General features: G+C 71.3%; 24 protein-coding genes. 13 read left to right on the top strand and 11 right to left on the bottom strand.

Annotation, left to right across the window (positions count from 1 at the left end):
- Nucleotides 1-44 precede the first annotated feature (44 nt).
- Nucleotides 45-1,388 (bottom strand): UDP-N-acetylglucosamine 1-carboxyvinyltransferase, encoded by a 1,344-nt coding sequence (gene murA, locus ACZ6TV_RS21985; protein ID WP_465299071.1) that lies wholly within the window; start codon nt 1,386-1,388, stop codon nt 45-47.
- 190 nt (nt 1,389-1,578) lie between these two features.
- The gene (gene nadA / locus ACZ6TV_RS21980) at nt 1,579-2,742 is read right to left on the bottom strand and encodes a quinolinate synthase NadA (protein ID WP_465299070.1); all 1,164 of its coding nucleotides are present in this window, start codon (nt 2,740-2,742) and stop codon (nt 1,579-1,581) included.
- Between the two features lie 56 nt (nt 2,743-2,798).
- Here nadA and ACZ6TV_RS21975 point away from each other — a divergent pair, with 56 nt between their 5' ends.
- From ACZ6TV_RS21975 to ACZ6TV_RS21955, 5 genes are all read left to right on the top strand, one after another.
- Nucleotides 2,799-3,917: a glycerate kinase family protein gene (locus ACZ6TV_RS21975; RefSeq protein ID WP_465299069.1), complete on the top strand. Its 1,119-nt coding sequence runs from the start codon at nt 2,799-2,801 to the stop codon at nt 3,915-3,917.
- 94 nt (nt 3,918-4,011) lie between these two features.
- Nucleotides 4,012-4,380 (top strand): HesB/IscA family protein, encoded by a 369-nt coding sequence (locus tag ACZ6TV_RS21970; protein ID WP_465299068.1) that lies wholly within the window; start codon nt 4,012-4,014, stop codon nt 4,378-4,380.
- Between the two features lie 156 nt (nt 4,381-4,536).
- Nucleotides 4,537-5,517, top strand: a complete 981-nt coding sequence (locus ACZ6TV_RS21965) for a carbohydrate kinase family protein (protein WP_465299067.1) — start codon at nt 4,537-4,539, stop codon at nt 5,515-5,517.
- A gap of 44 nt (nt 5,518-5,561) precedes the next feature.
- Nucleotides 5,562-5,960: a thioredoxin family protein gene (locus tag ACZ6TV_RS21960; protein WP_465299066.1), complete on the top strand. Its 399-nt coding sequence runs from the start codon at nt 5,562-5,564 to the stop codon at nt 5,958-5,960.
- The gene (locus ACZ6TV_RS21955; RefSeq protein ID WP_465299065.1) at nt 5,957-6,364 is read left to right on the top strand and encodes a DUF4395 domain-containing protein; all 408 of its coding nucleotides are present in this window, start codon (nt 5,957-5,959) and stop codon (nt 6,362-6,364) included. The genes ACZ6TV_RS21960 and ACZ6TV_RS21955 overlap by 4 nt, the downstream gene beginning before the upstream one ends.
- Before the next feature lie 138 nt (nt 6,365-6,502).
- On the opposite strand, the gene ACZ6TV_RS21950 is transcribed toward ACZ6TV_RS21955, so the two are convergent.
- Both ACZ6TV_RS21950 and ACZ6TV_RS21945 read right to left on the bottom strand, forming a co-directional pair.
- Nucleotides 6,503-6,712: a sulfurtransferase TusA family protein gene (locus ACZ6TV_RS21950; protein ID WP_465299064.1), complete on the bottom strand. Its 210-nt coding sequence runs from the start codon at nt 6,710-6,712 to the stop codon at nt 6,503-6,505.
- On the bottom strand, nt 6,709-7,845 hold the full coding sequence (locus ACZ6TV_RS21945; RefSeq protein ID WP_465299063.1) for a cysteine desulfurase family protein: 1,137 nt from the start codon (nt 7,843-7,845) through the stop codon (nt 6,709-6,711). Before ACZ6TV_RS21945 ends, ACZ6TV_RS21950 begins: the two co-directional genes overlap by 4 nt.
- An 88-nt stretch (nt 7,846-7,933) precedes the next feature.
- Here ACZ6TV_RS21945 and ctaC point away from each other — a divergent pair, with 88 nt between their 5' ends.
- Together ctaC and ACZ6TV_RS21935 are read left to right on the top strand one after the other, a co-directional pair.
- Entirely contained in the window at nt 7,934-8,812 is an 879-nt protein-coding gene (ctaC, locus tag ACZ6TV_RS21940) for an aa3-type cytochrome oxidase subunit II (RefSeq protein WP_465299062.1), read from the top strand.
- 16 nt (nt 8,813-8,828) lie between these two features.
- Nucleotides 8,829-9,272 (top strand): cytochrome c oxidase subunit 4, encoded by a 444-nt coding sequence (locus tag ACZ6TV_RS21935; RefSeq protein WP_465299061.1) that lies wholly within the window; start codon nt 8,829-8,831, stop codon nt 9,270-9,272.
- 41 nt (nt 9,273-9,313) lie between these two features.
- Here ACZ6TV_RS21935 and ACZ6TV_RS21930 read toward each other — a convergent pair whose 3' ends face one another.
- The 6 genes from ACZ6TV_RS21930 to ACZ6TV_RS21905 form a co-directional block, all read right to left on the bottom strand.
- Nucleotides 9,314-9,856 (bottom strand): phospholipase, encoded by a 543-nt coding sequence (locus ACZ6TV_RS21930; RefSeq protein WP_465299060.1) that lies wholly within the window; start codon nt 9,854-9,856, stop codon nt 9,314-9,316.
- A 77-nt stretch (nt 9,857-9,933) separates the two neighbouring features.
- The gene (locus ACZ6TV_RS21925) at nt 9,934-10,137 is read right to left on the bottom strand and encodes a hypothetical protein (RefSeq protein ID WP_465299059.1); all 204 of its coding nucleotides are present in this window, start codon (nt 10,135-10,137) and stop codon (nt 9,934-9,936) included.
- Nucleotides 10,138-10,186: 49 nt separating this feature from the next.
- Nucleotides 10,187-10,987, bottom strand: coding sequence for a hypothetical protein (locus ACZ6TV_RS21920; RefSeq protein WP_465299058.1), 801 nt, complete (start codon nt 10,985-10,987; stop codon nt 10,187-10,189).
- Nucleotides 10,988-11,603: 616 nt separating this feature from the next.
- Nucleotides 11,604-12,644 carry an anthranilate phosphoribosyltransferase gene (gene trpD, locus ACZ6TV_RS21915; protein ID WP_465299057.1) on the bottom strand — a complete coding sequence of 347 codons (1,041 nt, stop codon included), beginning with the start codon at nt 12,642-12,644 and terminating at the stop codon, nt 11,604-11,606.
- 2 nt (nt 12,645-12,646) lie between these two features.
- Nucleotides 12,647-13,039 carry a hypothetical protein gene (locus tag ACZ6TV_RS21910; RefSeq protein WP_354782960.1) on the bottom strand — a complete coding sequence of 131 codons (393 nt, stop codon included), beginning with the start codon at nt 13,037-13,039 and terminating at the stop codon, nt 12,647-12,649.
- On the bottom strand, nt 13,036-14,001 hold the full coding sequence (locus ACZ6TV_RS21905; protein WP_465299282.1) for a cytochrome c oxidase assembly protein: 966 nt from the start codon (nt 13,999-14,001) through the stop codon (nt 13,036-13,038). The genes ACZ6TV_RS21910 and ACZ6TV_RS21905 overlap by 4 nt, the downstream gene beginning before the upstream one ends.
- A gap of 90 nt (nt 14,002-14,091) precedes the next feature.
- On the opposite strand from ACZ6TV_RS21905, the gene ctaE reads away from it, so the two are divergent.
- From ctaE to ACZ6TV_RS21880, 5 genes are all read left to right on the top strand, one after another.
- Nucleotides 14,092-14,691, top strand: a complete 600-nt coding sequence (gene ctaE / locus ACZ6TV_RS21900) for an aa3-type cytochrome oxidase subunit III (protein WP_465299056.1) — start codon at nt 14,092-14,094, stop codon at nt 14,689-14,691.
- Nucleotides 14,692-14,805: 114 nt separating this feature from the next.
- Nucleotides 14,806-15,672 carry a cytochrome bc1 complex diheme cytochrome c subunit gene (gene qcrC / locus ACZ6TV_RS21895; RefSeq protein WP_465299055.1) on the top strand — a complete coding sequence of 289 codons (867 nt, stop codon included), beginning with the start codon at nt 14,806-14,808 and terminating at the stop codon, nt 15,670-15,672.
- Nucleotides 15,669-16,763, top strand: coding sequence for a cytochrome bc1 complex Rieske iron-sulfur subunit (gene qcrA, locus ACZ6TV_RS21890; protein WP_465299054.1), 1,095 nt, complete (start codon nt 15,669-15,671; stop codon nt 16,761-16,763). Before qcrC ends, qcrA begins: the two co-directional genes overlap by 4 nt.
- On the top strand, nt 16,760-18,394 hold the full coding sequence (qcrB, locus tag ACZ6TV_RS21885; protein WP_465299053.1) for a cytochrome bc1 complex cytochrome b subunit: 1,635 nt from the start codon (nt 16,760-16,762) through the stop codon (nt 18,392-18,394). Before qcrA ends, qcrB begins: the two co-directional genes overlap by 4 nt.
- A gap of 376 nt (nt 18,395-18,770) precedes the next feature.
- The gene (locus ACZ6TV_RS21880) at nt 18,771-19,478 is read left to right on the top strand and encodes an MBL fold metallo-hydrolase (protein ID WP_465299052.1); all 708 of its coding nucleotides are present in this window, start codon (nt 18,771-18,773) and stop codon (nt 19,476-19,478) included.
- Nucleotides 19,479-19,563: 85 nt separating this feature from the next.
- Here the strand turns inward: ACZ6TV_RS21880 and ACZ6TV_RS21875 are convergent, their stop codons facing one another.
- Nucleotides 19,564-20,406: an alpha/beta hydrolase family protein gene (locus tag ACZ6TV_RS21875; protein ID WP_465299051.1), complete on the bottom strand. Its 843-nt coding sequence runs from the start codon at nt 20,404-20,406 to the stop codon at nt 19,564-19,566.
- A gap of 68 nt (nt 20,407-20,474) precedes the next feature.
- Between ACZ6TV_RS21875 and ACZ6TV_RS21870 the strand changes: the two genes are divergently transcribed.
- Nucleotides 20,475-22,415: a S9 family peptidase gene (locus ACZ6TV_RS21870; RefSeq protein WP_465299050.1), complete on the top strand. Its 1,941-nt coding sequence runs from the start codon at nt 20,475-20,477 to the stop codon at nt 22,413-22,415.
- Nucleotides 22,416-22,542 lie beyond the last annotated feature (127 nt).

The raw sequence follows: 22,542 nt of genomic DNA, 5'->3' as shown, positions 1-22,542 counted from the left end.
GGCGGGCGTCCCAACGCTCGGGGCGCCCGCCGCGCGGATCCGCGTCAGCCCAGCTCGACGTGGGCGCCGAGGCCGTTGAGCTTGCCCTCGAAGTCCTCGTAGCCGCGCTGGATGAGCTTCACGCCGTACACGCGGGACGTGCCCTCGGCGGCCAGGGCCGCGATCAGGTGGCTGAACCCGGCCCGCAGGTCGGGGATCACCAGGTCGGCGGCGTGCAGCTTGGACGGGCCGGCGATGACCGCGGAGTGCATGAAGTTGCGGCGGCCGAAGCGGCACGGCGTCCCGCCCAGGCACTCCCGGTAGGTCTGGATGGTGGCGCCCATCTGGTTGAGCGCGGCGGTGTAGCCGAGGCGCCGCTCGTACACCGTCTCGTGCACGATCGACAGCCCGCGGGCCTGGGTGAGCGCCACGACCATCGGCTGCTGCCAGTCGGTCATGAAGCCCGGGTGGACGTCGGTCTCCATCGCGACGGCGTTGAGCTCGCCGCCCGGGTGCCAGAAGCGGATGCCGCCCACGCCCGGAGTGTCGTCGATCTCGAACGCGCCGCCGACCGAGGTGAACAGGTTGAGGAACGTCATCATGTCGGCCTGCCGGGCGCCGCGGACGAACACGTCGCCGCGGGTGGCGAGGGCCGCCGCGCCCCAGCTGGCCGCCTCGATCCGGTCCGGGATCGGGCGGTGCGTGTAGCCGGTGAGCCGCGGTACACCCTGGATCTCGATCACCCGGTCGGTGTGCACCTTGATGATCGCGCCCATCTTCTGCAGCACGCAGATGAGGTCGATGATCTCCGGCTCGACCGCGGCGTTGCGCAGCTCGGTGACGCCCTCGGCGCGCACGGCCGTGAGCAGGATCTGCTCGGTCGCGCCGACGCTCGGATACGGCAGCTCCAGCTTGGCGCCGTGCAGCCCGTTGGGCGCGGTGATGTCCATGCCCTTCTCGGACTTCTCCACGACCGCGCCGAACTCGCGCAGCGCCTGGATGTGGAAGTCGATGGGCCGGCCGCCGATGTTGCAGCCGCCGAGGTCGGGGATGAACGCGTGGCCGAGGCGGTGCAGCAGCGGCCCGCAGAACAGGATCGGGATGCGGCTGGAGCCGGCGTGCACGTTGATCTCGTCGACGTTGGCCGACTCGACGTCGGAGGTGTCGAAGTGCAGCTCGCCGTCGAGCGGGCCGCGGGTCACCTTCACCCCGTGCAGCTCCAGCAGACCGGTGACCACCTCGACGTCGCGGATCGCCGGCACGTCGAACAGCGTGCTCGGGGTCTCGCCCAGCACCGCCGCGACCATCGCCTTGGACACGAGGTTCTTGGCGCCGCGCACCCGCAGCTCGCCGTTGAGCGGCGCGCCGCCGTGCACGGTGAGGACGTCACCGGCGTCGTAGTTGGTCACGGAAAGACCCTCCTGCAGGCAGGGATTGAAGGCAGATGTGCTGACGGAGCGTGAACCCGCGCAGCAGCATAACCACATCTACGGCATGCGAGCGCAGACCGCACGTCCGTCATGGCACGAAGACGTGACTCCGACAGCGATCACCCCCCGGCCGCCACTCAGCGTGACCGGAGGGTGATCGGACGGTCCCCTACGGCAGTGCGAGCATCCTGTCGAGCGCGACCCTGGCGAAATGCGCGGTGTCGGCGTCGACGGTGATCTCGTTGGGCACGCGGCCGGCGACGAGCTCCTCCAGGGCCCACACGAGGTGCGGCAGGTCGATGCGGTTCATCGTCGAGCAGTAGCAGACGTTGCGGTCCAGGAACATGATCTGCTTGTCCGGGTGGGCGAGCGCGAGCCGGCGGACCAGGTTGAGCTCGGTCCCGACCGCCCACGCCGAGCCGGCCGGCGCCGCCTCGATCATGCGGATGATGTATTCGGTCGAGCCGACGTGGTCGGCGGCCGTGACGACCTCGTGCTTGCACTCCGGGTGCACCAGCACGTTGACGCCCGGGACCCGCTCGCGCACGTCACGGACGCTGTCGAGGGTGAAGCGGCCGTGCACCGAGCAGTGCCCGCGCCACAGGATCATCTTCGCGTCGCGCAGCTGCTGGTCGGTCAGCCCGCCGCCGGGCTTGTGCGGGTCGTACAACACGCAGTCGGCGAGGCTCATGCCCATCTTCAACACGGCCGTGTTGCGGCCCAGGTGCTGGTCGGGCAGGAAGAACACCTTCGAGCCGCGCTCGAACGACCACTTCAGCGCCGTCTCCGCGTTGGACGACGTGCACACCACGCCGTCGTTGCGCCCGACGAAGCCCTTGATGTCGGCGGTCGAGTTCATGTACGTGACCGGCACCACGTCACCGGCGATGCCGAGCGCGGTGAAGTGCTCCCACGCCTTCTCCACCTGGACGAGCGCGGCCATGTCGGCCATCGAGCAGCCCGCGGCCAGGTCCGGCAGCACGACCCGCTGCGAGTCGGAGGTCAGGATGTCGGCGCTCTCGGCCATGAAGTGCACGCCGCAGAACACGATGTATTCGGCGTCGGGCCGGGCGGCGGCCTCCCGTGCCAGCTTGAACGAGTCGCCGGTCACGTCGGCGAACTGGATCACCTCGTCGCGCTGGTAGTGGTGGCCGAGCACGAAGACGCGGTCACCGAGGGCGGCCTTCGCGGCCCTCGCCCGCTCGACGAGGCCGGGGTCGCTCGGTGCGGGCAGGTCGCCGGGGCACTCGACACCCTTCTCGGTGTCAGGGTCGGTGCCGCGGCCGAGGAGCAGCAGCGCGGTGGCGGTCGACGATGGTTCAGCCCAGGTCACCCCCCAATCGTCCCACGCCCGCACTACCAGGCAACTGTGACGTGGACAATGTCCGGATGCGCGTCCTCGTGTGCCCGGACAAGTTCGCCGGGACGATCCCGGCCGTCGACGCGGCCGAGGCGTTCGCCGCCGGCTGGCTGAAGGTCAAGCCCGGCGACGACCTGGTCCTGCGGCCGCTGTCGGACGGAGGCCCGGGTTTCGCGGGGGTACTGGCCGCCGCGCTGCCGCACGCCCGCGTCCTCACGGTCGCGGCCACCGGCCCGCTCGGCCACCCGGCCGAAGGCCATGTGGTGCTGGACGGCACCACCGCGTACGTGGAGAGCGCCGAGACGTGCGGGCTGCACCTGCTCGCCGGCGGCGAACGTGACCCGAAGCACACCACGACCTTCGGGCTGGGCACGCTGCTGCTCGCCGCCGTCGAGGCCGGGGCCACCACGGTGGTCGTCGGGCTCGGTGGCAGCGGCACCAACGACGGCGGCGCCGGCCTGCTCGCCGCGCTCGGCGCCGCGCCGCTGTCCGCGTCCGGCTACGCGCTGCCGTACGGGGGAGCCGCCCTCATCGACTGTGCCGCGCTGGGCGGCGAGCCGAGGCTGCGGTCCGCTTCGATCGTGGCCGCCACCGACGTGGACAGCCCGCTGCTCGGGCTGCACGGTGCCAGCGCCGTCTACGGCCCGCAGAAGGGCGCCACCAGGGAGGACGTGTTCCAGCTCGACGCGGCGCTGACCCGCTGGGCCGACGTGCTGCGGACGCTGCCCGGCGCTCCCGCGGGCCTCGCGGACCTGCCCGGGGCGGGCGCCGCGGGCGGGCTCGGCGCCGCGCTGCTCGCCCTCGGCGGCCGGGTCACCTCAGGCGTCGGCCTGGTCCGCGAGCTGACCCGCCTCGACGCCGAACTGGAGGAGGTGTCCCTGGTCGTGACCGGTGAGGGCGCCTTCGACGAGCAGTCCCTGCGCGGCAAGGTCGTGGCGGGTGTGGCGAACGCCGCACGGGACCTCGGCGTGCCCTGCGTGGTCGTCGCCGGGCGGGTCGACGCGGGCCGCCGGGAGGCCGCCAGCATCGGCGTCACCGAGGCGCACTCCCTGGTCGAGCACTTCGGCAGCGTCGAACGGGCGCTCGCCCACCCGGCCGACGGCCTGCGAGAACTGGGGGAACGCCTGGCTCTGCAGTGGAGCCGCTAGCACGAAAGCGTGTCACTATGGGGGGGAATGCCGTCGGTCGCCTCCGCGTTGGCATCCGATGGAACTGTAGACATCACCGCAGGGAGCCTTGATCGTGACCGCTTCGAAGTTTGCCGAGCCTGTTCAGACGGACAACCCGGCCGGCATCGGCCTCACCGAGGAAGCCGCTGTCAAGGTGAAGGGCCTGCTCGAGCAGGAAGGCCGGGACGACCTGCGGCTGCGCGTCGCGGTCCAGCCCGGCGGCTGCTCCGGCCTGCGCTACCAGCTCTTCTTCGACGAGCGTTCGCTCGACGGGGACAAGGTCAGCACCTACGACGGCTTCGAGGTCGTCGTCGACCGCATGAGCGTGCCCTACCTCACCGGCGCGACGATCGACTTCGCCGACCGGATCGACGCGCAGGGCTTCACCATCGACAACCCCAACGCCCAGGGCTCCTGCGCCTGCGGCGACTCCTTCCACTAAGCCGCTTTCCAGAGCCGCTCTCCGAGCCTTCGGAGGGCGGCTTTGTGCTGATCAAGAGCTTTTGATGATGCTTCTAGCTTGTGGGACTCGAGCGCGCCCCTAGCCCGGGCGGCTACTACTCTGTGCAGGCCCTGTTGTCTTGAGACCGAGGTTTCCATGAAGATCGTCGTCACCGGCTCGATCGCGACCGACCACCTGATGCACTTCCCGGGCCGTTTCGCTGAGCAGCTCCTGCCCGACCAGCTGCACAAGGTCTCGCTGTCGTTCCTCGTCGACGACCTCACGGTGCGCCGCGGCGGGATCGCCCCCAACATCGCGTACGGGATGGCCCTGCTCGGCCTCAAGCCGATCCTCGTGGGTGCCGTCGGCGCCGACTTCGGCGACTACCGCAGCTGGCTGACCCGCCACGGCGTCGACTGCGACTCGGTGTACGTGAGCGAGATCGCCCACACCGCCCGCTTCGTCTGCACGACCGACGACGACATGTGCCAGATCGCGTCGTTCTACGCAGGCGCGATGTCGGAGGCCCGCAACATCGAGCTCTCCCCGGTCAACACCCGCGTCGGCGGCATCGACCTGGTCCTGATCAGCGCCAACGACCCGATCGCGATGGTCCGGCACACGGAGGAGGCGCGGGCGCTCGGCGTGCCGTTCGCCGCCGACTGCTCCCAGCAGCTGGCCCGCATGTCCGCCGAGGAGATCCGCAAGCTGATCGACGGCGCGGCGTATCTGCTGACCAACGACTACGAGAAGGAACTCCTCGAGTCGAAGACGGGCCTGACCACCGAGTCGCTGCTGGACAAGGTCGGCGTCCTCGTCACCACCCTCGGCAAGGACGGCGCCCTCATCCGGGGCCGCGACCTGCCCGCCGAGATCCACGTCCCGGTCGCGAAGGGCGTCGTCGCCAACGACCCGACCGGTGTCGGCGACGGCTTCCGCGCCGGCTTCTTCGCCGCCCTGTCCTGGGGCCTGGGCCTGGAGCGCGCCGCGCAGGTCGGCTCGATGGTCGCCGCGCTGGTCCTGGAGACCGTCGGCCCGCAGGAGTACGAGATCCTGCCGGCCGAGTTCACGAAGCGCATCGCCGAGTCGTACGGCGACACCGCCGCCGACGAGATCCGCGCCTTCCTGCCCGCCTGAACCATCCCTATCGGTCCAGTAGGGAAAGGCGTACAGTTGCCGCTGTGACGATCGTGGTCGTGGCGCTGCTCGCCCTCGCCACCGTGGTCGGGCTCGTCTACCGGGCCCGCTACGGCAAGCTCCGCGCGGCCGGGGGTGACCTGCCCGCGGGCCTGCTCGGCCCGGCCCGCGACACGGTCACCCTGCTGCACTTCTCGTCCGCGACGTGCGCGCCGTGCCGCCAGGTCCGCGCCGTCTGCGCCGACCTGGCCTCGGCCGTCGCCGGGGTCCGCCACGTCGAGCTCGACGCCGACGAGCACCTCGACGCCGTCCGCGACCTCGGCATCTGGCGCCTGCCGACGCTGCTGGTCGTCGACCGCGGCGGCCGCATCGCGCAGCGCACCGTCGGCGTGCCCGACCGGGCCGCGCTGCGCGCCACCGTCACGGAGGTGCTCGCCGCATGACCCTCGACCCGCGCGGCCCCCGGTTCTCCGCCGGGCTGACCACGATCGTCTTCGTCGTCGTCCTGCTCACCGGCAACGGCTGGCTCGCCCTCGCCCAGGCTGTGATCTTCGCCATCGGCGCGTACGACCCGCGGCTGACCCCTTACGGACTGCTCTACCGCTACCTCGTCGCGCCGCGCCTCGCGCCGCCGGCCGAGCGGGAGGACGGCGCCCCGGTCCGCTTCGCCCAGGCCGTCGGCCTGCTCTTCACGGTGCTCACCGTGCTCGGCTACCTCGCCGGCCCGGCGGCGCTCGGCATCGTGGGCGCGTCGTTCGCCCTGGTCGCCGCATTCCTGAACGCGGTTTTCGGCCTCTGCCTCGGCTGCGAGGCATACCTGCTGATCAAGCGCATGCGCCCCGCGTGACAGTCCCGCGTGACAGGCACGGATCGATCGGGTGCCGGTGTCAGGCTCCGCTTTCTCTGACCCTACCCGAAGCGTCCTAATCGATCTTCGAGACGGCCACCGTCCGTAGTGTCCGCTGCCAGTCCACGCGAGACGGGATCAGCGTACTTCGACAGTATGACGGTCGCCCTCGGTGGAGACGAACGTGTGCCCGCGCATCCGGCACCAGGCCGGGATGTCGATCGCTGCGGCCGGGTCGTCGGCGAGCACCACGATGCGGGTGCCCGGCGGCTGGGTCGCGGCGAGCTTCGCCAGCATGACGACCGGCAGGGGACAGCGCTTCCCGAGCGCCTCGACGACCAGGCTCACATGCCCACCTCCGCCCGCACGCCGGCGACCAGGCCCGGCAGCACCGCGAGGAACCGCCGGACGTCCTCGGCGGACACGCCGCTGTGCAGGGACACCCGCACGTTGCCGTGGGTGAGGACGCCCATCGCGGCCAGGACGTGCGAGGGCCGCAGCGTGTCGCTGGTGCAGGCGGAGCCGGACGACACCGCGAACCCCGCCTTGTCGAGGGCGTGCAGCAGGACCTCGCCGTCGGCATAGAGACAGGAGAACGTGACGATGTGCGGGAGCCGCAGCTCGGGCTCGCCGACGACCTCGACGTCCGGCACGGTCGCGGCGACCGTGGCGCGGATCTCCTGGACGAGCGCGCTCAGCCGGGCCGACTCCGCCGCGGCCTCGGCGTGCACCGCGCGCAGCGACGCGGCGGCCGCGAGGATCGCCGGCACGTCCGTCGCCGGCTCCCAGGGCGGCTCCCAGCGGGTGCCCTTGCGCACGGCGAGGACGCCGACGCCGGCCGGCCCGCCCCACTTGCGGGCGCTGCCGGTCAGCAGGGACCAGCCGCCGGGCACCGGCGCGCGGCCGATCGACTGCGCGGCGTCGACCAGCAGCGGTACAGCTGCCGCAGCCGCCAGCCGAGCGGCCTCGGCGACGGGTTGCACCGTCCCCACCTCATGATTCGCGCTCTGGACCGCGGCCACGGCCACTTCCGGCGAATGCAGCGCGATCCGCAGGGCGTCGAGGTCGACCCGGCCGGTCGGCGACACCGGCACCGCGACCGCGTCGTCCCCGGCGGCCTTGATGACGGCGGAGTGCTCGACCGCGCTGTGCACCACACGCCGGCGGCCCCGGGCCCTCCTGACGCCCGCGATCGCGCTGCGGACCGCGTCGGTGCCGCCGGCGGTGAAGTGCAGCTCGTCGGGGCGGACACCGAGCACCTCGGCGACCGTGGCCCGGGCCGCGTCCAGCAGCTGACGGGACCGGCGGGCGGGGGTGTAGAGCTTGCCGGGATCGGCCCAGCCGTCGTCCAGTGCGGCCAGAAATGCTTGCCGCGCAACGGGATGCGGCGGCATCGCGGTGGCGGCGTCGAAGTAGACACCCACCCCCGCAACGCTATCGCGAGCCGGACACGACCACCCCAAGCCGGGCGGACCTCCCATGGTCGAGTACGCTCGCCAGCGTTGGTGAGGCTTGCCGCGCGACGACCTGGGAACGGGCCGCGCGGCGCTGCTAAGGAGGCAGGAGCAGGTGGTCTCAAAGGGTTTGAGCCCCGCGCGCGCCGTCGGGCTCGTCGTCTCGGCCGTCGCGGTGACGACCCTGCTCGCCGGGTGCTCCGTCGATGACGCGTTCGCCGGGTTCGGCTGGCCGAAGGGCATCACCCAGCAGGGCGACCGCATGTATGACCTGTGGATCGGGTCCGTGGTCGCCGCGCTCGTGGTCGGCGTCTTCGTGTGGGGCCTGATCTTCTGGTGCGTCGTGCGCTATCGCAAGCGCGGCGACGAGCTGCCGCCCCAGACGCGCTACAACATGCCGTTCGAGATCCTCTACACGGTCGCGCCGTTCGTGGTCATCGCCGTGTTGTTCTTCTACACCGCGATCATCCAGACCGACGTGGACCGGCTGTCCAAGAACCCGGACGTCAACGTCGAGGTCATCGCCTCGAAGTGGAACTGGCAGTTCGTCTACAGCGACACCAAGGGTCCGGACGGCAAGCCGATCACGACGGTCGGCGCCGACGACTACATCCCGGTCCTGGTGCTCCCGGCGGGCAAGTCGGTGCAGTTCAAGGAGACCTCGCGGGACGTCATCCACTCGTTCTGGGTGCCGGACATCCTGTTCAAGCGGGACGTCATCCCCGGTGTCGAGAACAGGTTCGAGATCAAGCTCAAGGACAACGCCGCCGGCGCCTACGTCGGCCGGTGCGCGGAGCTGTGCGGCACCTACCACTCGATGATGAACTTCGAGCTGCGGGTCGTCTCGGCGGAGCAGTACCAGCAGTACCTGGACCTGCGCGGCTCGGGCAAGAGCACGCCGGAGGCCCTCGCGCAGCTGGGCTTCCCGAACCAGGGGTATGCGACGACGACGCACCCGTTCGACACCGACCGCACCAAGCGGTCCTCGAGCTGAGAAAGGGCGCACGGCGATGAAGTCAGAAGGACGCCTGTTCTTCGTGCTCGCGTTGTTCGTGTTCGCGATGGCCGCGCTCTACGGCTGGTGGACCAACGTCGCGCCGCACGAGCAGACCGGACACCGCGGCGTGGAGTGGATCGGCGTGGTCGCGCTGATCCTGTCGGGCCTGCTGCTCACGATGGTCGGCAGCGCGCTGTGGCTGATCTCGCGCCGCATCGAGCCGCGTCCCGAGGACCGGCCCGAGGCGGAGATCCACGAGGGCGCCGGCGACCTGGGCTTCTTCAGCCCGGGCAGCTACTGGCCGGTCGGCATCGCGCTCGCCGCGGCGACCGCCAGCCTGGGCCTCGCGTTCGACCAGTGGTGGCTGGTGGCGGTCGGGCTGGTCTCGGTCATCGTCGCCACGTGCGGACTGATGTTCGAGTACTACACCGGCACCCGGCGCGGCGCCGAGCACTGAAGCTGTGACGGAAGGGGGCCCCTGGTCGGGGCCCCCTTTTTTCATGCCCTCGACTTGGCGGCGGCGGCGAGCTCGGCACGTTCCTTCATGTCGGCGGCGCGCTGCAGGTCGGCGTCGCTGACCGACGCGAGGCTGCCGAACGCCGAGACGGCCTGGTAGTACGTCCACGCCAGACTGGTGCAGGCGGGCCGCACGACGGCGTTGTACGTGGCGCACTTCGCCTTCAGGTCGTAGTAGAACGCGCTGTCGATGCGGGACTTGTTGGCCGGGAACTGCCCGACCGCCTTGTAGTTGCGGTACCCGAAGTCGTGCCGCTGGCACGACAACCGGAAGTCGAAGCCGAGCGGCTGGTCGGGGCTGGTCGAGCAGTAGTCGGTCGACCAGTCGAAGGCGTAGGACGCCCAGTCGGACCGGTGCTGGCGGGCGGTGTTCCAGGCGTTGTAGCTCCCGGCCGTCGGCTGCGACCAGGTGGACATGACGGCCAGCTTCTCGTTGATGCCGGCCGCGGCGGCGGGGGATGCGGGGGTGACGATGCCGGCCAGCGCAAGGGTGAGCGCAAGGACGGCGGCGCGCCGGAGATTCATGAACAGATTCTCCAGCCTCGATGTGTACCCGCGCGGAACTTGCGCCGAACGGTCGGCACGGAGAGCTGAACGGTCGTTCAGGCCGCTTTCTGCTGTCCTCGCCGGAGCGTGACCCTCGACCGGCGGTCCATCAGCAGGATGACGGGCGCGACCACGATCGCCGCGCCGCAGGCCGTGCAGGCCCGGTCGGGGCAGGTCGCCCGGGGATGGTCCGAACAGGCCGGCCGCTCGAAGATCCGCTGCCGGGAGCAGGTGTCGCAGTGCAGCTCCATGCCCGTCACGCTGCCACCGCCGGCGTCCGCGTCCAGGCAGCGCCGGCGGCGTGTCGCATCACTTTTCGGTACCACTCGGCCTGGGATTCGGGCTCGGGGCCTTCGGGCTCGGGCTTTTCGGGCCCGCCGTGGTCCCGGGTGCCTTCGCCCCCGGCGGCAGGAACGCCTCGTCGCTGACGCTCGGCGTCGTGTACTGCAACGTGAGCTGCGTGTACTTCCCGGCGTCCGTGGTGCCGTCGAAGTACGCCAGCAGCCCCGCCGGGTTGACGCACGCGGTCTCCGTGCGGACGCCCCTCGCCGTCACCGACACGCACTGGGCGTCGCCCCGCTTGGACGTCCCGGTCCGGACCTCCTCGCCCTGCGCGATCGTCGCCAGCCTGCCCATCGCCGCCTCAGGCGCCATGAACTCGCCCCCGAACGCGTCGCTGATCGCCTTCGCCTGCGAGGGGGACATCGTGTCCGCCCCCGGGCCCTCATCGCACTGAGCGACCGGCTGAGGGCTCTTCTTGACCTTCGGCGACGGGGACGGCGTCACGGTCCTGCAGTGATACGTGCCGTCCGGCGTCGAGATGTACGTGACCCCCGCCCCGCGGTACGCCCTGCGCGGCATCGACTGCGACACGACGACGTTGACCCCGCCCGCGGTCTGGTACTGGATCGTCGCGTCCGTCTGCAGGCCGAGCACCAGCCGCGACGCGAGACTGTCGACGAGCTCCAGGGCGGGGTTGGCGGCCTCCGCCTGCTCCTTGACCGGCGCCCCGCACGACTTCGCCATCATGCCGGCGAAGCCGAGCGTCAGCGCCCCGGCCACAACGGCCGAAAGCAGCGCCTTCTTCTGCGAATTAGGAGTGTTGCCCACGCATCGTCAACGCCGCCCCCCACCATTGGGTCACGCTGTTACCCGCTCTGTCGCCTCCGGCGATAGGCTCGCTGCCCCACGCTCCGCGGGTCCCGCCGGGGGGATTCTCACCCCCGGAGCCCCCCAATGCGTCGCTCCGCGACGCACTGCCAGCGCGCAGAGCGCGCGGCAGCTTCCTACGCATCCGCGTGCCATCCCCCGGTGGCTCGCCGCCGCGTTTTCATGATCCGGAAGACTTTTGGTCGTCAGGGCGACGAAATCTCTTCCGGATCATGGCCGACCTGACTCAGTCGTGATCGCTGCGGGTTGCTTTCCATGATCCGGAAGAGTTTGTGTAGCCAGGGGTGCTCAAGGTCTTCCGGATCATGGGGGAGTCGGGCTGCGGGGCGGGATGGTGGCTGGGCGTCGTGGGTGTTGCCGTGCGGGTTGTTCGTGATCCGGAAGACCTGTTGCGGCCAGGGCGACACAAAGTCTTCCGGATCATGGTCGAGCCCGGCGCAGGCGGCGGGCACGCCGGTCGCGCGGCGCTGGGGCGGTCGCGGCCGGTTGCTGGTCGTGATCCGGAAGACCTGGTGCCGGGGTGGCGCGGAGGTCTTCCGGATCGCGGGTGGGCCGGTTACGGCTTGAAGGCGGCCCAGCGGGCGACGAGGTCCGTCGCCGCGCCCGAGTCGACCGCGGCCGCGGCGCGGGCGATGCCCGCTCGCAGCTGGGCGGGCAGGTCGGTGGACAGGCCGTCGCGGGCGGCGATCGCCGCGGCCGCGTTCAGCAGCACGGCGTCGCGGACCGGGCCGGTCTCGCCGGCGAACATGCGGTGCGCCACGGCCACGTTGTGGGCCGGGTCGCCGCCGCGCAGGTCGCCCGGGGCCGATCGGGGCAGGCCCAGGTCGGCGGAGTCCAGGACCGACTCGGTGACCGTGCCGCCGCTGACCGCCCACACCCTGGTCGGCGCGCCGGTCGTGAACTCGTCCAGGCCGTCCTCGCCTCGGACGAGCAGGACGGAGAAGCCGCGCCCCGCCAGTACCGACGCCATCACCGACGCCATGCGCGTGTCGAAACATCCGACGGTCGCGGCGGTCGGCTGGGCCGGGTTGGTCAGCGGGCCGAGGAAGTTGAAGACCGTGGGCACACCCATCTCGCGGCGGGTGGCGGAGGCGTGGCGCATGCCGGGGTGGAAGCGGGCCGCGAAGCAGAACCCGATCCCGACCTCGGCGACACAGCGGGCGACGTCGTCCGGGCCCAGGTCGATGGTGACCCCGAGGGCTTCGAGCAGGTCGGCGGCGCCGGTGGAGGAGGAGGCGGCGCGGTTGCCGTGCTTCACGACCGGCACACCCGCGGCGGCGGTGACGACGGCGGCCATCGTCGAGATGTTGACGGTGTTGGCGCGGTCGCCGCCGGTGCCGACGATGTCGACGGCGGCGTCGCGCTGCGCCGCGGTCAGCGGGACCTTCGGCGCGATGGACAGCATCATCTCGGCGACGCCGGCCACCTCGGTGATCGTCTCACCCTTGGCGCGCAGCGCGACGACGAACGCGGCGATCTGGCTCGGGGTGGCCGAGCCGGCCATCACCTCGCCCATCGCCCAGCCGGCGTCGTCCAGCGACAGGTCCTCGCCCCGGAGCAGGGCGTTGAGCAGCTGGGGCCAGGTCCGCTCGCCCATGCTCAGCCCTGGACGGGGAGCGAACGCAGGAGGTCCGACACCGTCTTGCCGGTGGTGACGGGGTCGAGGGGATACATGATCGTGCCCTCGACGCGCGCGTAGGACGCCAGCCAGCGGTCGGCGGCGCGGGCGATCGCCAGGACGACCGGCGGCGGGTCGGTGATCTCGTCCTTGAGCTGGCGGGCGATGCCGAGACCGCCGCCGGGGGTCGCCTCGCCGTCGAGGACCAGCAGGTCCACGTCGGTGTCGTCGACGAGGCCGACGACCTCGGCGTAGGTGGAGGCGTCGACGAACTTCACCGACAGGTCGGCCGCGGGACGGCTGCCGATGGCCAGCCGCATGCGGTCGCGGACCTCGGGATCGTCGCTGTACAGCAGGACCGTGTGCTGTGTCATGTGCGCGCTGCTCCTCGTGTGGCGGGTGCCTCGGGGATCGTACCGTCATCGGTGATGGCGATACCGGTGCGGGCGGACCACTCCCGCTCCTCGAGCCGTTGCCGCTCCTCGCGGTCCAGGCGCCGGTCGACGCGGCGCGCCTCCCGGTCCGACTGGCGCATCCACTGCACGACCAGCACGGCGAGCATCGTCACGGAGACGATCTCCCCACCGGCCCAGAGGACGCCGCCGGCGACGACCTGGTCGTGCGCGGGGTCGGCCCAGGCCAGGCCCAGCGACGGGTACCAGTCGCCGCCGAGCAGCTCCTTGCTCTGCATGATGGTCAGCCCGAGGACCGTGTGGAACGGCGTGGACAGGAACATCAGCAGCGCCCGCGCCGGGTACGGCCAGCGCCCCGGCAGCGGGTCCAGGCCGATGAGCGGCCAGAAGAACAGGCAGCCGACGGCGATGAAGTGCGCGTGCGTCAGCTCGTGCACCCACGCGTGGCGCATCGTCAGCTCGTACAGGTCCGTGAAGTACAACGCGAACGGCGTCACGACGAAGAACCCGAACGCGACCAGCGGGAACGCCAGGACGCGGGCCGGCCGCGAGTGCACCACGGCGAGCAGGATCCCGCGGCCGCGCGGCGGCAGCGTGCGCAGCGCGAGGGTCACCGGCGCGCCGAGGGCGAGGAAGATCGGCGCGATCATCGACAGCATCATGTGCTGGACCATGTGGACGCTCAGCAGCGTCGTGTCGTACTCCTCGACGCCGGTCATGGTCACCGCGGCGATCGAGCCGAGACCCGGCCCGAGGAAGAGCACGACCCTGGCGACAGGCCAGTTGTCGCCGCGCCTGCGCAGGCTCAGCACGCCCGTCAGGTACAGGCCGGCGGCGACGACCAGCAGCAGCGTCAGCCACGACACGTGGAAGGACCCGAGGATCGCCGTCGCCGTCGGAGGCCCTGGTTCTGCAGCTCGCAACACGTGCACAGCCTATGCCGGAGGCCGAAACGTCCCTCTCTGGTGGACCCCGTGAAAAGTCGGTGATGATCGGGGGGCAATAATGACGGCGTGACTGCGGCCCCAGCTATTGCCAAGAGCCAGATCCACTCACTGACCAGGCCCAACATGGTGAGTGTCGGGACGATCGTGTGGCTCTCCAGCGAGTTGATGTTCTTCGCGGCGCTGTTCGCGATGTATTTCTCGATCCGTGCGGCGGCTCCTGAGCTGTGGGAGAAGCACACGCACGTCCTCAACGTCTGGTACGCGCTGACCTTCACCACGATCCTGGTGCTGTCGTCCATCACCTGCCAGATCGGCGTGTTCCGCGCCGAGCGCGGTGACGTGCACGGCCTGCGCCGGTGGTTCGCGCTGACCTTCGTGATGGGCCTGATCTTCGTGCTCGGGCAGGCCAACGAGTACGTCACCCTGGTCTCCGAGGGTGTGAAGATCAACGGTGACGGCTACGGCTCGATGTTCTACCTGACGACGGGCTTCCACGGCCTGCACGTCACGGGCGGCCTCATCGCCTTCATCATCTATCTGATCCGCACCACCATGGGCCGGTTCACCCCCGCCCAGGCGACCGCGGCGATCGTCGTGTCCTACTACTGGCACTTCGTCGACGTGGTGTGGATCGCACTGTTCGCAATGATCTACTTCCTGAGGTAACGGTCCGCGGGCCGCGTCACACGCTCCCGAGACCACGACCGCAGAGCCGCGACCGGCGCAGCCGGGCGGGGACCGCAACGAGACGACATAGGTGATGACGACAAAGGTGAGGCCATGACTTCTGAGCAGAGCAAGCGGCCGCTTGCCCGGCTGGTGCCGGGTGGCGCGCGCGCGGCGCGGGGCAAGCTTCGCCGGCGGTTGTCAGCTGCTGTGCGGCTGGTCGCGGCGCTCACGCTGGCCGGAGGCCTCTACACCGCGTACGCACCGGGTGTCGGCCGCGCCGAAGAGACCGTGAAGCTGTCCGAGTCCGCGGCAGAGGGCAAGGCGATCTACGAGGTCAGCTGCATCACCTGCCACGGGCGCAACGCCCAGGGTGTGGACAACCGCGGACCGAGCCTCATCGGCGTCGGCTCCGCCGCCGTGGAGTTCCAGGTCAACACCGGCCGCATGCCCCTCGCGCGCCAGGAGGCGCAGGCCGAGCGCAAGCAGCCGCAGTTCAACGAGGACCAGGCCGCGCAGCTCGGCGCGTACATCCAGGAGCTCGGCGGCGGTCCGCAGCTGCCCAGCGCCGAGAGCCTCGACGAAGAGATCAAGAAGGCCGCGGGCAGCGACAAGATCCTCGCCCACGGCGGCGAGCTCTACCGGGTCAACTGCTCCTCGTGCCACGCGTTCTCCACCGGCGGCGGCGCGCTGTCCTCCGGCAAGTTCGCCCCGTCGCTGCAGCACTCGACCAACCGCGACATCTACGCGGCGATGCTGACCGGCCCGCAGAACATGCCGGTGTTCGGCAACAACCAGCTGAGCCCCGACGACAAGGCCGCGATCATCGCCTACATCCAGGACCTCAACAAGAACCAGGCGAGCGACCCGGGCGGCTGGAACCTCGGCCGGTACGGCCCGGTGCCCGAAGGCCTCGTCATCTTCCTCGTCGGTATCGCGGCGCTCGTGTTCGCCACGCTGTGGATTGCAGGGAAGTCATGACCACCCACCACCCGTCCGACGACGAGTTCGACGCCAGTGACGCGTCGCTGACCAGGTTCGACCTGGTCAAGGAGGGCGCGCGCCGCGACGGCGTGCAGATCGTGCACTACGTGCCGCGGTTCCCGGTGCCGGGGACCCGCGCGGAGCGCCGCATCGAGCGCCTCCTGGCGTTCCTGTTCCTGCTCACGGGCCTGGCCGGGACCGCGTTCGTGGTCGCCTACATCGCCTGGCCGTGGAAGTACGGCGAAGGCGACTCGACCTACCGCTCGCTGTACCCGTACTACACGCCGGTCCTCGGCGCGACGCTCGGCCTGGCCCTGCTCACCCTGGGCCTCGGCATCGTGGTGTGGAGCAAGAAGCTCCTGCCCGAAGAGGTCTCGATCCAGGAGCGGCACGACGGCCCGTCGGACAGCACCGAGCAGGTGCTGACCTCGGCCACGATCCTCAACATGGGCGACGAGCTCGGCCTCCGGCGCCGCCGCTTCGTCGGCCTGGCGTTCCTCGCCGGTGCCGCGCCGCTCGGCGCGGTCGCCGGTGCCCTCCTGGTCGGCTCGCTGATCAAGGCGCCGACGCAGAACGGCGAGAACGTCTTCTTCACCACCGGCTGGGACCCCAAGCACAACGACGGCAAGCCGGTGCGCCTCACCCACGAGGACGGCACCCCGATCCGCCCCGCCGACGTCAGCGTCGGCGGTCAGATCACCGTCTTCCCCGGCATCCCGCACGGTGCCACCAACAAGTGGGCCGACTCGCCGACGCTGCTCATCCACCTCCGCGAGGTGGACGCCGAGGCGACGCTGGGCAACGCCAAGGAGATCAACAAGGGCTCCCAGTGGCAGAACTACGTGGCCTACTCGAAGATCTGCACGCACGCCGGCTGCCCCGCCAGCCTGTACGAGCAGCAGACCAACCGCCTGCTGTGCCCCTGCCACCAGTCGCAGTTCCAGATCACGGACAACGCGCGGCCCATCTTCGGTCCGGCCAGCCGCGCCTTGCCCCAGCTGCCTATTACGGTGGACGATGAGGGGTACTTCATCGCGACCTCGGACTACAAGATTCCGGTCGGACCGGCCTTCTGGGAGCGGCCATGAAACGGCGCAAGATCGACGTCCGGGCACTCCCGGCAAACTCTGCCAAGGCCCTCGACGAGCGGTTCCAGGCGGCCACCCCGCTCCGGCGGCTGATGAACAAGGTCTTCCCCGACCACTGGTCGTTCCTGCTGGGTGAGATCGCGCTCTACTCGTTCATCGTGCTGCTGCTCAGCGGCATCTTCCTGGCGCTGTTCTTCGACCCGTCGCTGCGCGAGGTCGTCTACGACGGCAGCTACGCCCCGCTCAAGGGCGTGGAGATGTCCCAGGCGTACAACACCGCCCTGCACATCTCGTTCGACGTGCGCGGCGGCCTGTTCATGCGCCAGATGCACCACTGGGCCGCGCTGCTGTTCATGGCCGCGATCGTGGTGCACATGTTCCGGGTCTTCTTCACCGGCGCGTTCCGCAAGCCGCGCGAGGCCAACTGGATCGTCGGCGTCCTGCTCTTCTGGATGGGCTTCCTCGAGGGCTTCGGCGGCTACTCGCTGCCCGACGACGCGCTGTCCGGCACCGGCCTGCGCATCGCCAGCGCGATCATGCTGTCCATCCCGATCGTCGGCACCTGGGTGACCACGTCACTGTTCGGTGGTGAGTTCCCGGGTGAGGTCATCCTCGACCGCCTGTACATCGTCCACGTGCTGCTCGTCCCGGGTGCGCTGCTCGGCCTGATCAGCGTGCACATGGGCCTGCTGGTGAAGCAGAAGCACACCCAGTGGCCCGGCCCCGGCCGCACCAACAACAACGTCGTCGGGGTGCGCATGTTCCCCGGCTTCGCGGCCAAGGCCGGCGGCTTCTTCATGATCGTGTTCGCCGTGATCGCGGCGCTCGCGGGCCTCTTCCAGATCAACCCGATCTGGCTGTTCGGGCCCTACAAGGCGGCGGTCGTCTCGGCGGCGAGCCAGCCCGACTGGTACGTCATGTTCCTCGACGGCTCGACCCGCCTCTTCCCGGCCTGGGAGATCCGGTTCGACTTCTTCTACGGTGACGGCTACACCATCCCGCCGATCTTCTGGCCCACGGTGGTGCTACCAGGCATCCTGACGATGCTGCCGATCTTCTATCCGTTCATCGAGGCGCGCTTCTCGAAGGACAAGTCTGTCCACAACCTCCTGCAGCGCCCCCGCGACAACCCGCTGCGCACGGCGCTCGGCGCCATGGCCATCGCGTTCTACGTCGTCCTGCTGATCTCCGGCGGCAACGACGTCTTCGCGGACAAGTTCCACATCAGCCTCAACGCGATGACCTGGGCCGGCCGCATCGGCATCCTGGTCCTCCCGCCGCTGGCGTACTACGTGGCGTTCCGCATCGCGCTCGGCCTGCAGCAGCACGACCGCGAGGTCCTCGCGCACGGCGTGGAGACCGGCATCATCCGCCGCCTCCCCGACGGCAAGTTCGTCGAGATCCACCAGCCGCTGCCCACCGGCAACGGCCACGGCCCGGCGGACGAAGAGCACCACGGCCTCGACTACGCCGGCTGGGTCGTGCCCAAGAAGATGAACCGCCTCGGCGCCCTCGCCCCGACGGTCAAGGGCTTCTTCTACCCGATCGAAAAGGCCGGCCCGGCCCCCAAGCCGCGCCAGCTCGACGCCGACCACGACCGTGACCGCGAAGAGATCACCAGCGGCCACTGAACCACCCCGCACGAAGCCCTCAGCCCACCACAGCTGAGGGCTTCGTCGTTTTCCCTGCTCACGCCCGCCGTGGCGGACCTCCGTCGCTCCCGTCAGCCGCCGGTCAGGCCGCAGACGGCCTTCCCTCTCCCGCCGCCTGCGGTCACCGTGGACCGCGGCCTTCCGGCCGCGACAAACCCCGCGCCCGCCGCTGGGCGGGCTGCGGGCCGGGACCGTGCCACCCGGCCGCGTGCCCCGCTCACCTCATGAGTCGCCACCCGCTTCGCCGCCTGGCTGTGTGCCCGCCGAACGGCTGAGCGTCCGGTTCGCCGGTGGCGGATCTGCTGACGGCAGAGCGGCCTGGGCAACGGCACCCGGCCCCGCCTACGGTCCGAGGATGGACCTGGTCGAGTTGCTGCCCCGCCGCCTGTATCAGCTCGCGTTCCCCGTCGGCCACGCCTACCTCTGGTGCGCCCCCGACGGCCTGACCCTCGTCGACACCGGCCTCCCAGGGTCCGCGCCCCGGATCGCGCGGGCCGTCGAGTCCCTCGGCCGCCACCGTCACGACCTGCGCCGTGTCCTGCTGACCCACGCCCACCCGGACCACCACGGCGCCGCCGCGGACGTCGCGGCCTGGGGTGAGGTCACCGTCCACGCCCACCACGCCGACGCGCCGGTCATCCGCGGCGAGGCGACCGTCCCGCCGCCGCTGCTGGCGCCGGGCTGGGAGCAGGACCTCTACGACCAGGTCCACGCGACCGTGCCCGCCGTCGCGCCGCCACCCGTCCACGTCGACCGGGAGCTCCACGACGGCGACACCGTCGACCTGGGCGGCGGCGTCGATGCCGTCGCCGTGGCCGTGCCGGGCCACACCGCGGGCAGCGTCGCGTACCACCTCCCGGGGCCGGGCGTCCTCTTCACCGGCGACACGATCGCCCGCACCCCGGACGGCACCGTCATCCTCGGCGTCTTCAACACCGACCCGCCCCGGGCCGCCGAGTCGTTGTGCAGGCAGGCCGCCCTGGACCCGTCGATCGCCTGCTTCGGCCACGGCGCCCCGCTCACCGAGCACACGGCCGCCACCCTGAAGGCCGCCGCGGGCTGACCCACCCGGCCGCCGCCGTCCTGAACGCCGCCACGCTGAACGCCGCCGCGCGCTGAAAAGCCGGGCGGGCTGCGGCGGAACGGCGTCAGAGGGCGGCGGCCCAGGCGGCGACGTGCCCGGCGAGGGGTGTGCCGTGCCGCGCCCAGGTGAAGTGGTCGATCGGCGAGCCGGCCTCCGCCGCCGAGTAGTGCGACCGCTCGACCGTCGCCGCGGTCATCTTCGCCGTCAGGTGGTCCACCGTCGGCGCGGGCGTGTACTGGTCCGTCTCCATGTCGACCGCGAGCACCGGCACCCGCACCCCGCCGAGCGCCGCCTCGACGTCCACCCCGGCCAGGGTCGGGTAGCGGCCGGTCCGCGCGGTGAAGGCCCACTCGCGGATCACGCCGCGCGCCTGCCGGCCGCCGAATCCCCAGCCCGGCCAGACGCCGAGGACCGAGGACGTCAGCGAAAGGGTCGAGGTGAAGGCGAGCGTGCCGGGCCCCATCCGGCCCGGGTAGCAGCGCCAGTACGGCAGCCCGACGGCAAGCAGGGCGAGCCCGTCGACGCCGGGGTCGAGGCCGGCCGCGTGGCGGGCCGCGAGGTGCAGCGCGCAGACCTGCCCGCCGAGGGAGTGCCCGACCAGCACGCACCGGCGGCCGGCCCGGCGGGGCTTCAACGCGTCCAGGACCGCCTCGACGTCGCCGGTGAGCTCGGCGAGCCCGTAACGGGAGGCGCGGGACGGGCGTGGGGTGCTGGCGCCGGTGCCGCGCAGGTCGGCGACGACGACCTCGACGCCGGCGGCGTTCAGCGCGGCGGCGAAGTGCCGGTAGTAGCGGGCCGGGACGCCCATCGCGGGCCACAGGACGGCCAGGGTCGCGGCGTCGTCCACCGGGAACGGGTGCAGCGCGAGCTGATCGTCACCGCGGGCCAGGAACTCCAACGACTCCATGGATTCGTAGGGTAGGGGTAGGAGGTTACTGGTGAGTAAGAACTGTGACCCAGACTACTGTGCGGAACGTGAAGCCAATCGATCTGTCCCAAATGCGCCTACCCGGCGCGCCGACGGTCGGCCCGGACGGCACGATCGCCGTCGTGCCGGTGACCCGGCTCGAGTTCGCCGCGGACTCGTACACCTCCCAGCTCTGGCTCCTGCGGACCGACGGCGGTGCCGAGCCGGTCCAGCTCACCCACGGGTGGCACGACAGCGCGCCGCGGATCTCGCCGGACGGGCGGTGGCTCGCGTTCCTGCGCGCGACGAAGGCGGCGGGCAGCCGGGCCGGGGGCGCGAAGGCGGAGCACGAGGGCCCGCCGCAGCTGTGCGTCATGCCGATCGCCGGGGGTGAGCCGCGCCGCCTGACGGACCTGCCACTGGGCGCCGGCACGCCGGCCTGGTCGCCCGACAGCGCCCGCATCGCGTTCTCCGCCCGTGTACCGGAAGCGGGGCGCTACGGGACAGGAAAGACCGAGGAGGGCGAGACGATCGGGGCGGACGGGGAGGCCCCGAGACGGATCACCCGGTACTTCTACCGTGTCGACGGTCTGGGCTTCCTCCTGGACCGCCCGGCGCACGTGCACGTCGCCGACCTCGACGGCACCGTCACGCAGCTGACCGACGGTGAGCGCGGCCACGGCGACCCCGACTGGAGCCCCGACGGGCGGACCCTGGCGTTCGTGTCGGACCAGCACGACACGTGGGGCGACGACCTCGCGTCCGACGTGTGCGTCATGCCCGCCGCCGGCGGCGACATCAGGGTGCTGACCGACACCACGTACAGCGCCGGGCTGTGCCGGTGGGCGCACGACGGGCGCTCGGTCCTGTTCACCGCCAGCCTCGCCGGCGAGGGCCGCGTCGACCCGGTGGTGCGCAACGAGTCGCTGTGGTCCGTGCCGCTGGACGGCGGGCCGGCCCGGCAGCTGCTCGACCCGGAGCGGTACACCCTCGCCGCGCCCGGCGGGGACATCGCCGCCACCGCGAGCGGCGTGCTGTTCTCCAACGAGGACCGCGGCGCCGTCCAGCTGCTGCGCGTGCCGTACGACGGCGGAACCCCCGACGTCGTGATCGACGGGCAGCGGCAGGTCGCCGGCTTCGGCGAGACCGCGGACGGGACCCTCGTCGCCACGATCGCCGGGCCCGCCGACTGGGGCGAGGTCTACGCCGGCGACGTCAGGCTGACGACCTTCTCCGCCGGTGTCACGGCCCTCGACCAGGTCGAGCTGACGGGGACCGCGCCCGACGGCTACCCGGTCCACGGCTGGGTCGTCCGGCCCGCCGGCGACGGCCCGCACCCGGTGCTGCTGATGATCCACGGCGGGCCGTTCGCGCAGTACGGCTGGCGGCTCTTCGACGAGGCGCAGGTGTACGCGGGCGCCGGCTACGCGGTCGTCTACGGCAACCCGCGCGGCTCGTCCGGCTACGGCGAGGCGCACGGCCGGGCGGTCCGCGGCAACGTCGGCGAGGTCTCCGCCGCCGACCTGCTCGCCCTGCTCGACGAGGCGCTGACCGCCGACGACCTCGACGGCGACCGGGTCGGGGTGCTCGGCGGGTCGCACGGCGGGTTCATGACCACCTGGCTCGCGGGCCGGCACGGCGACCGGTTCAAGGCCGCCGTCTCCGAGCGGGCCGTCAACGCGATCGACAGCTTCCAGGGCAGCTCGGACATCGGCTGGGTGTTCGCGGACTCGCTGTACGGCGCCGACGGCGGCTCGTTCGAGGTGCAGAGCCCGCTCACGTACGCCGGGAAGATCGACATCCCGATGCTGATCATCCACTCGGAGCAGGACTGGCGCTGCCCGGTCGAACAGGCGCAGCGGCTGTTCGTGGCGCTGAAACGGCGGGGGACACCGGTCGAGCTGCTGCTGTTCCCCGGCGAGGGGCACGAGCTGTCGCGCACCGGGCGGCCGTCGCACCGGGTCGCCCGCTTCGACGCGATCCTGGACTGGTTCGGCCGGCACGTCTGACGGTGGCGGGGGGGGGGGGGGGGGGACCCCCCCCCCCCCCCCCCCCCCAAAACCGTGCATCCGGCCGGAGGCGAGGGAAGGCCCCCTCCTCCAGGTGTTCTTTTAGACAAAAGAAGACAAGCCACGT

This window comes from Dactylosporangium sp. NPDC051087 (assembly GCF_055586325.1).
The sequence above is the reverse complement of the archived record's forward strand: the minus strand, read 5'-3'. Positions and strand labels throughout refer to the sequence as shown.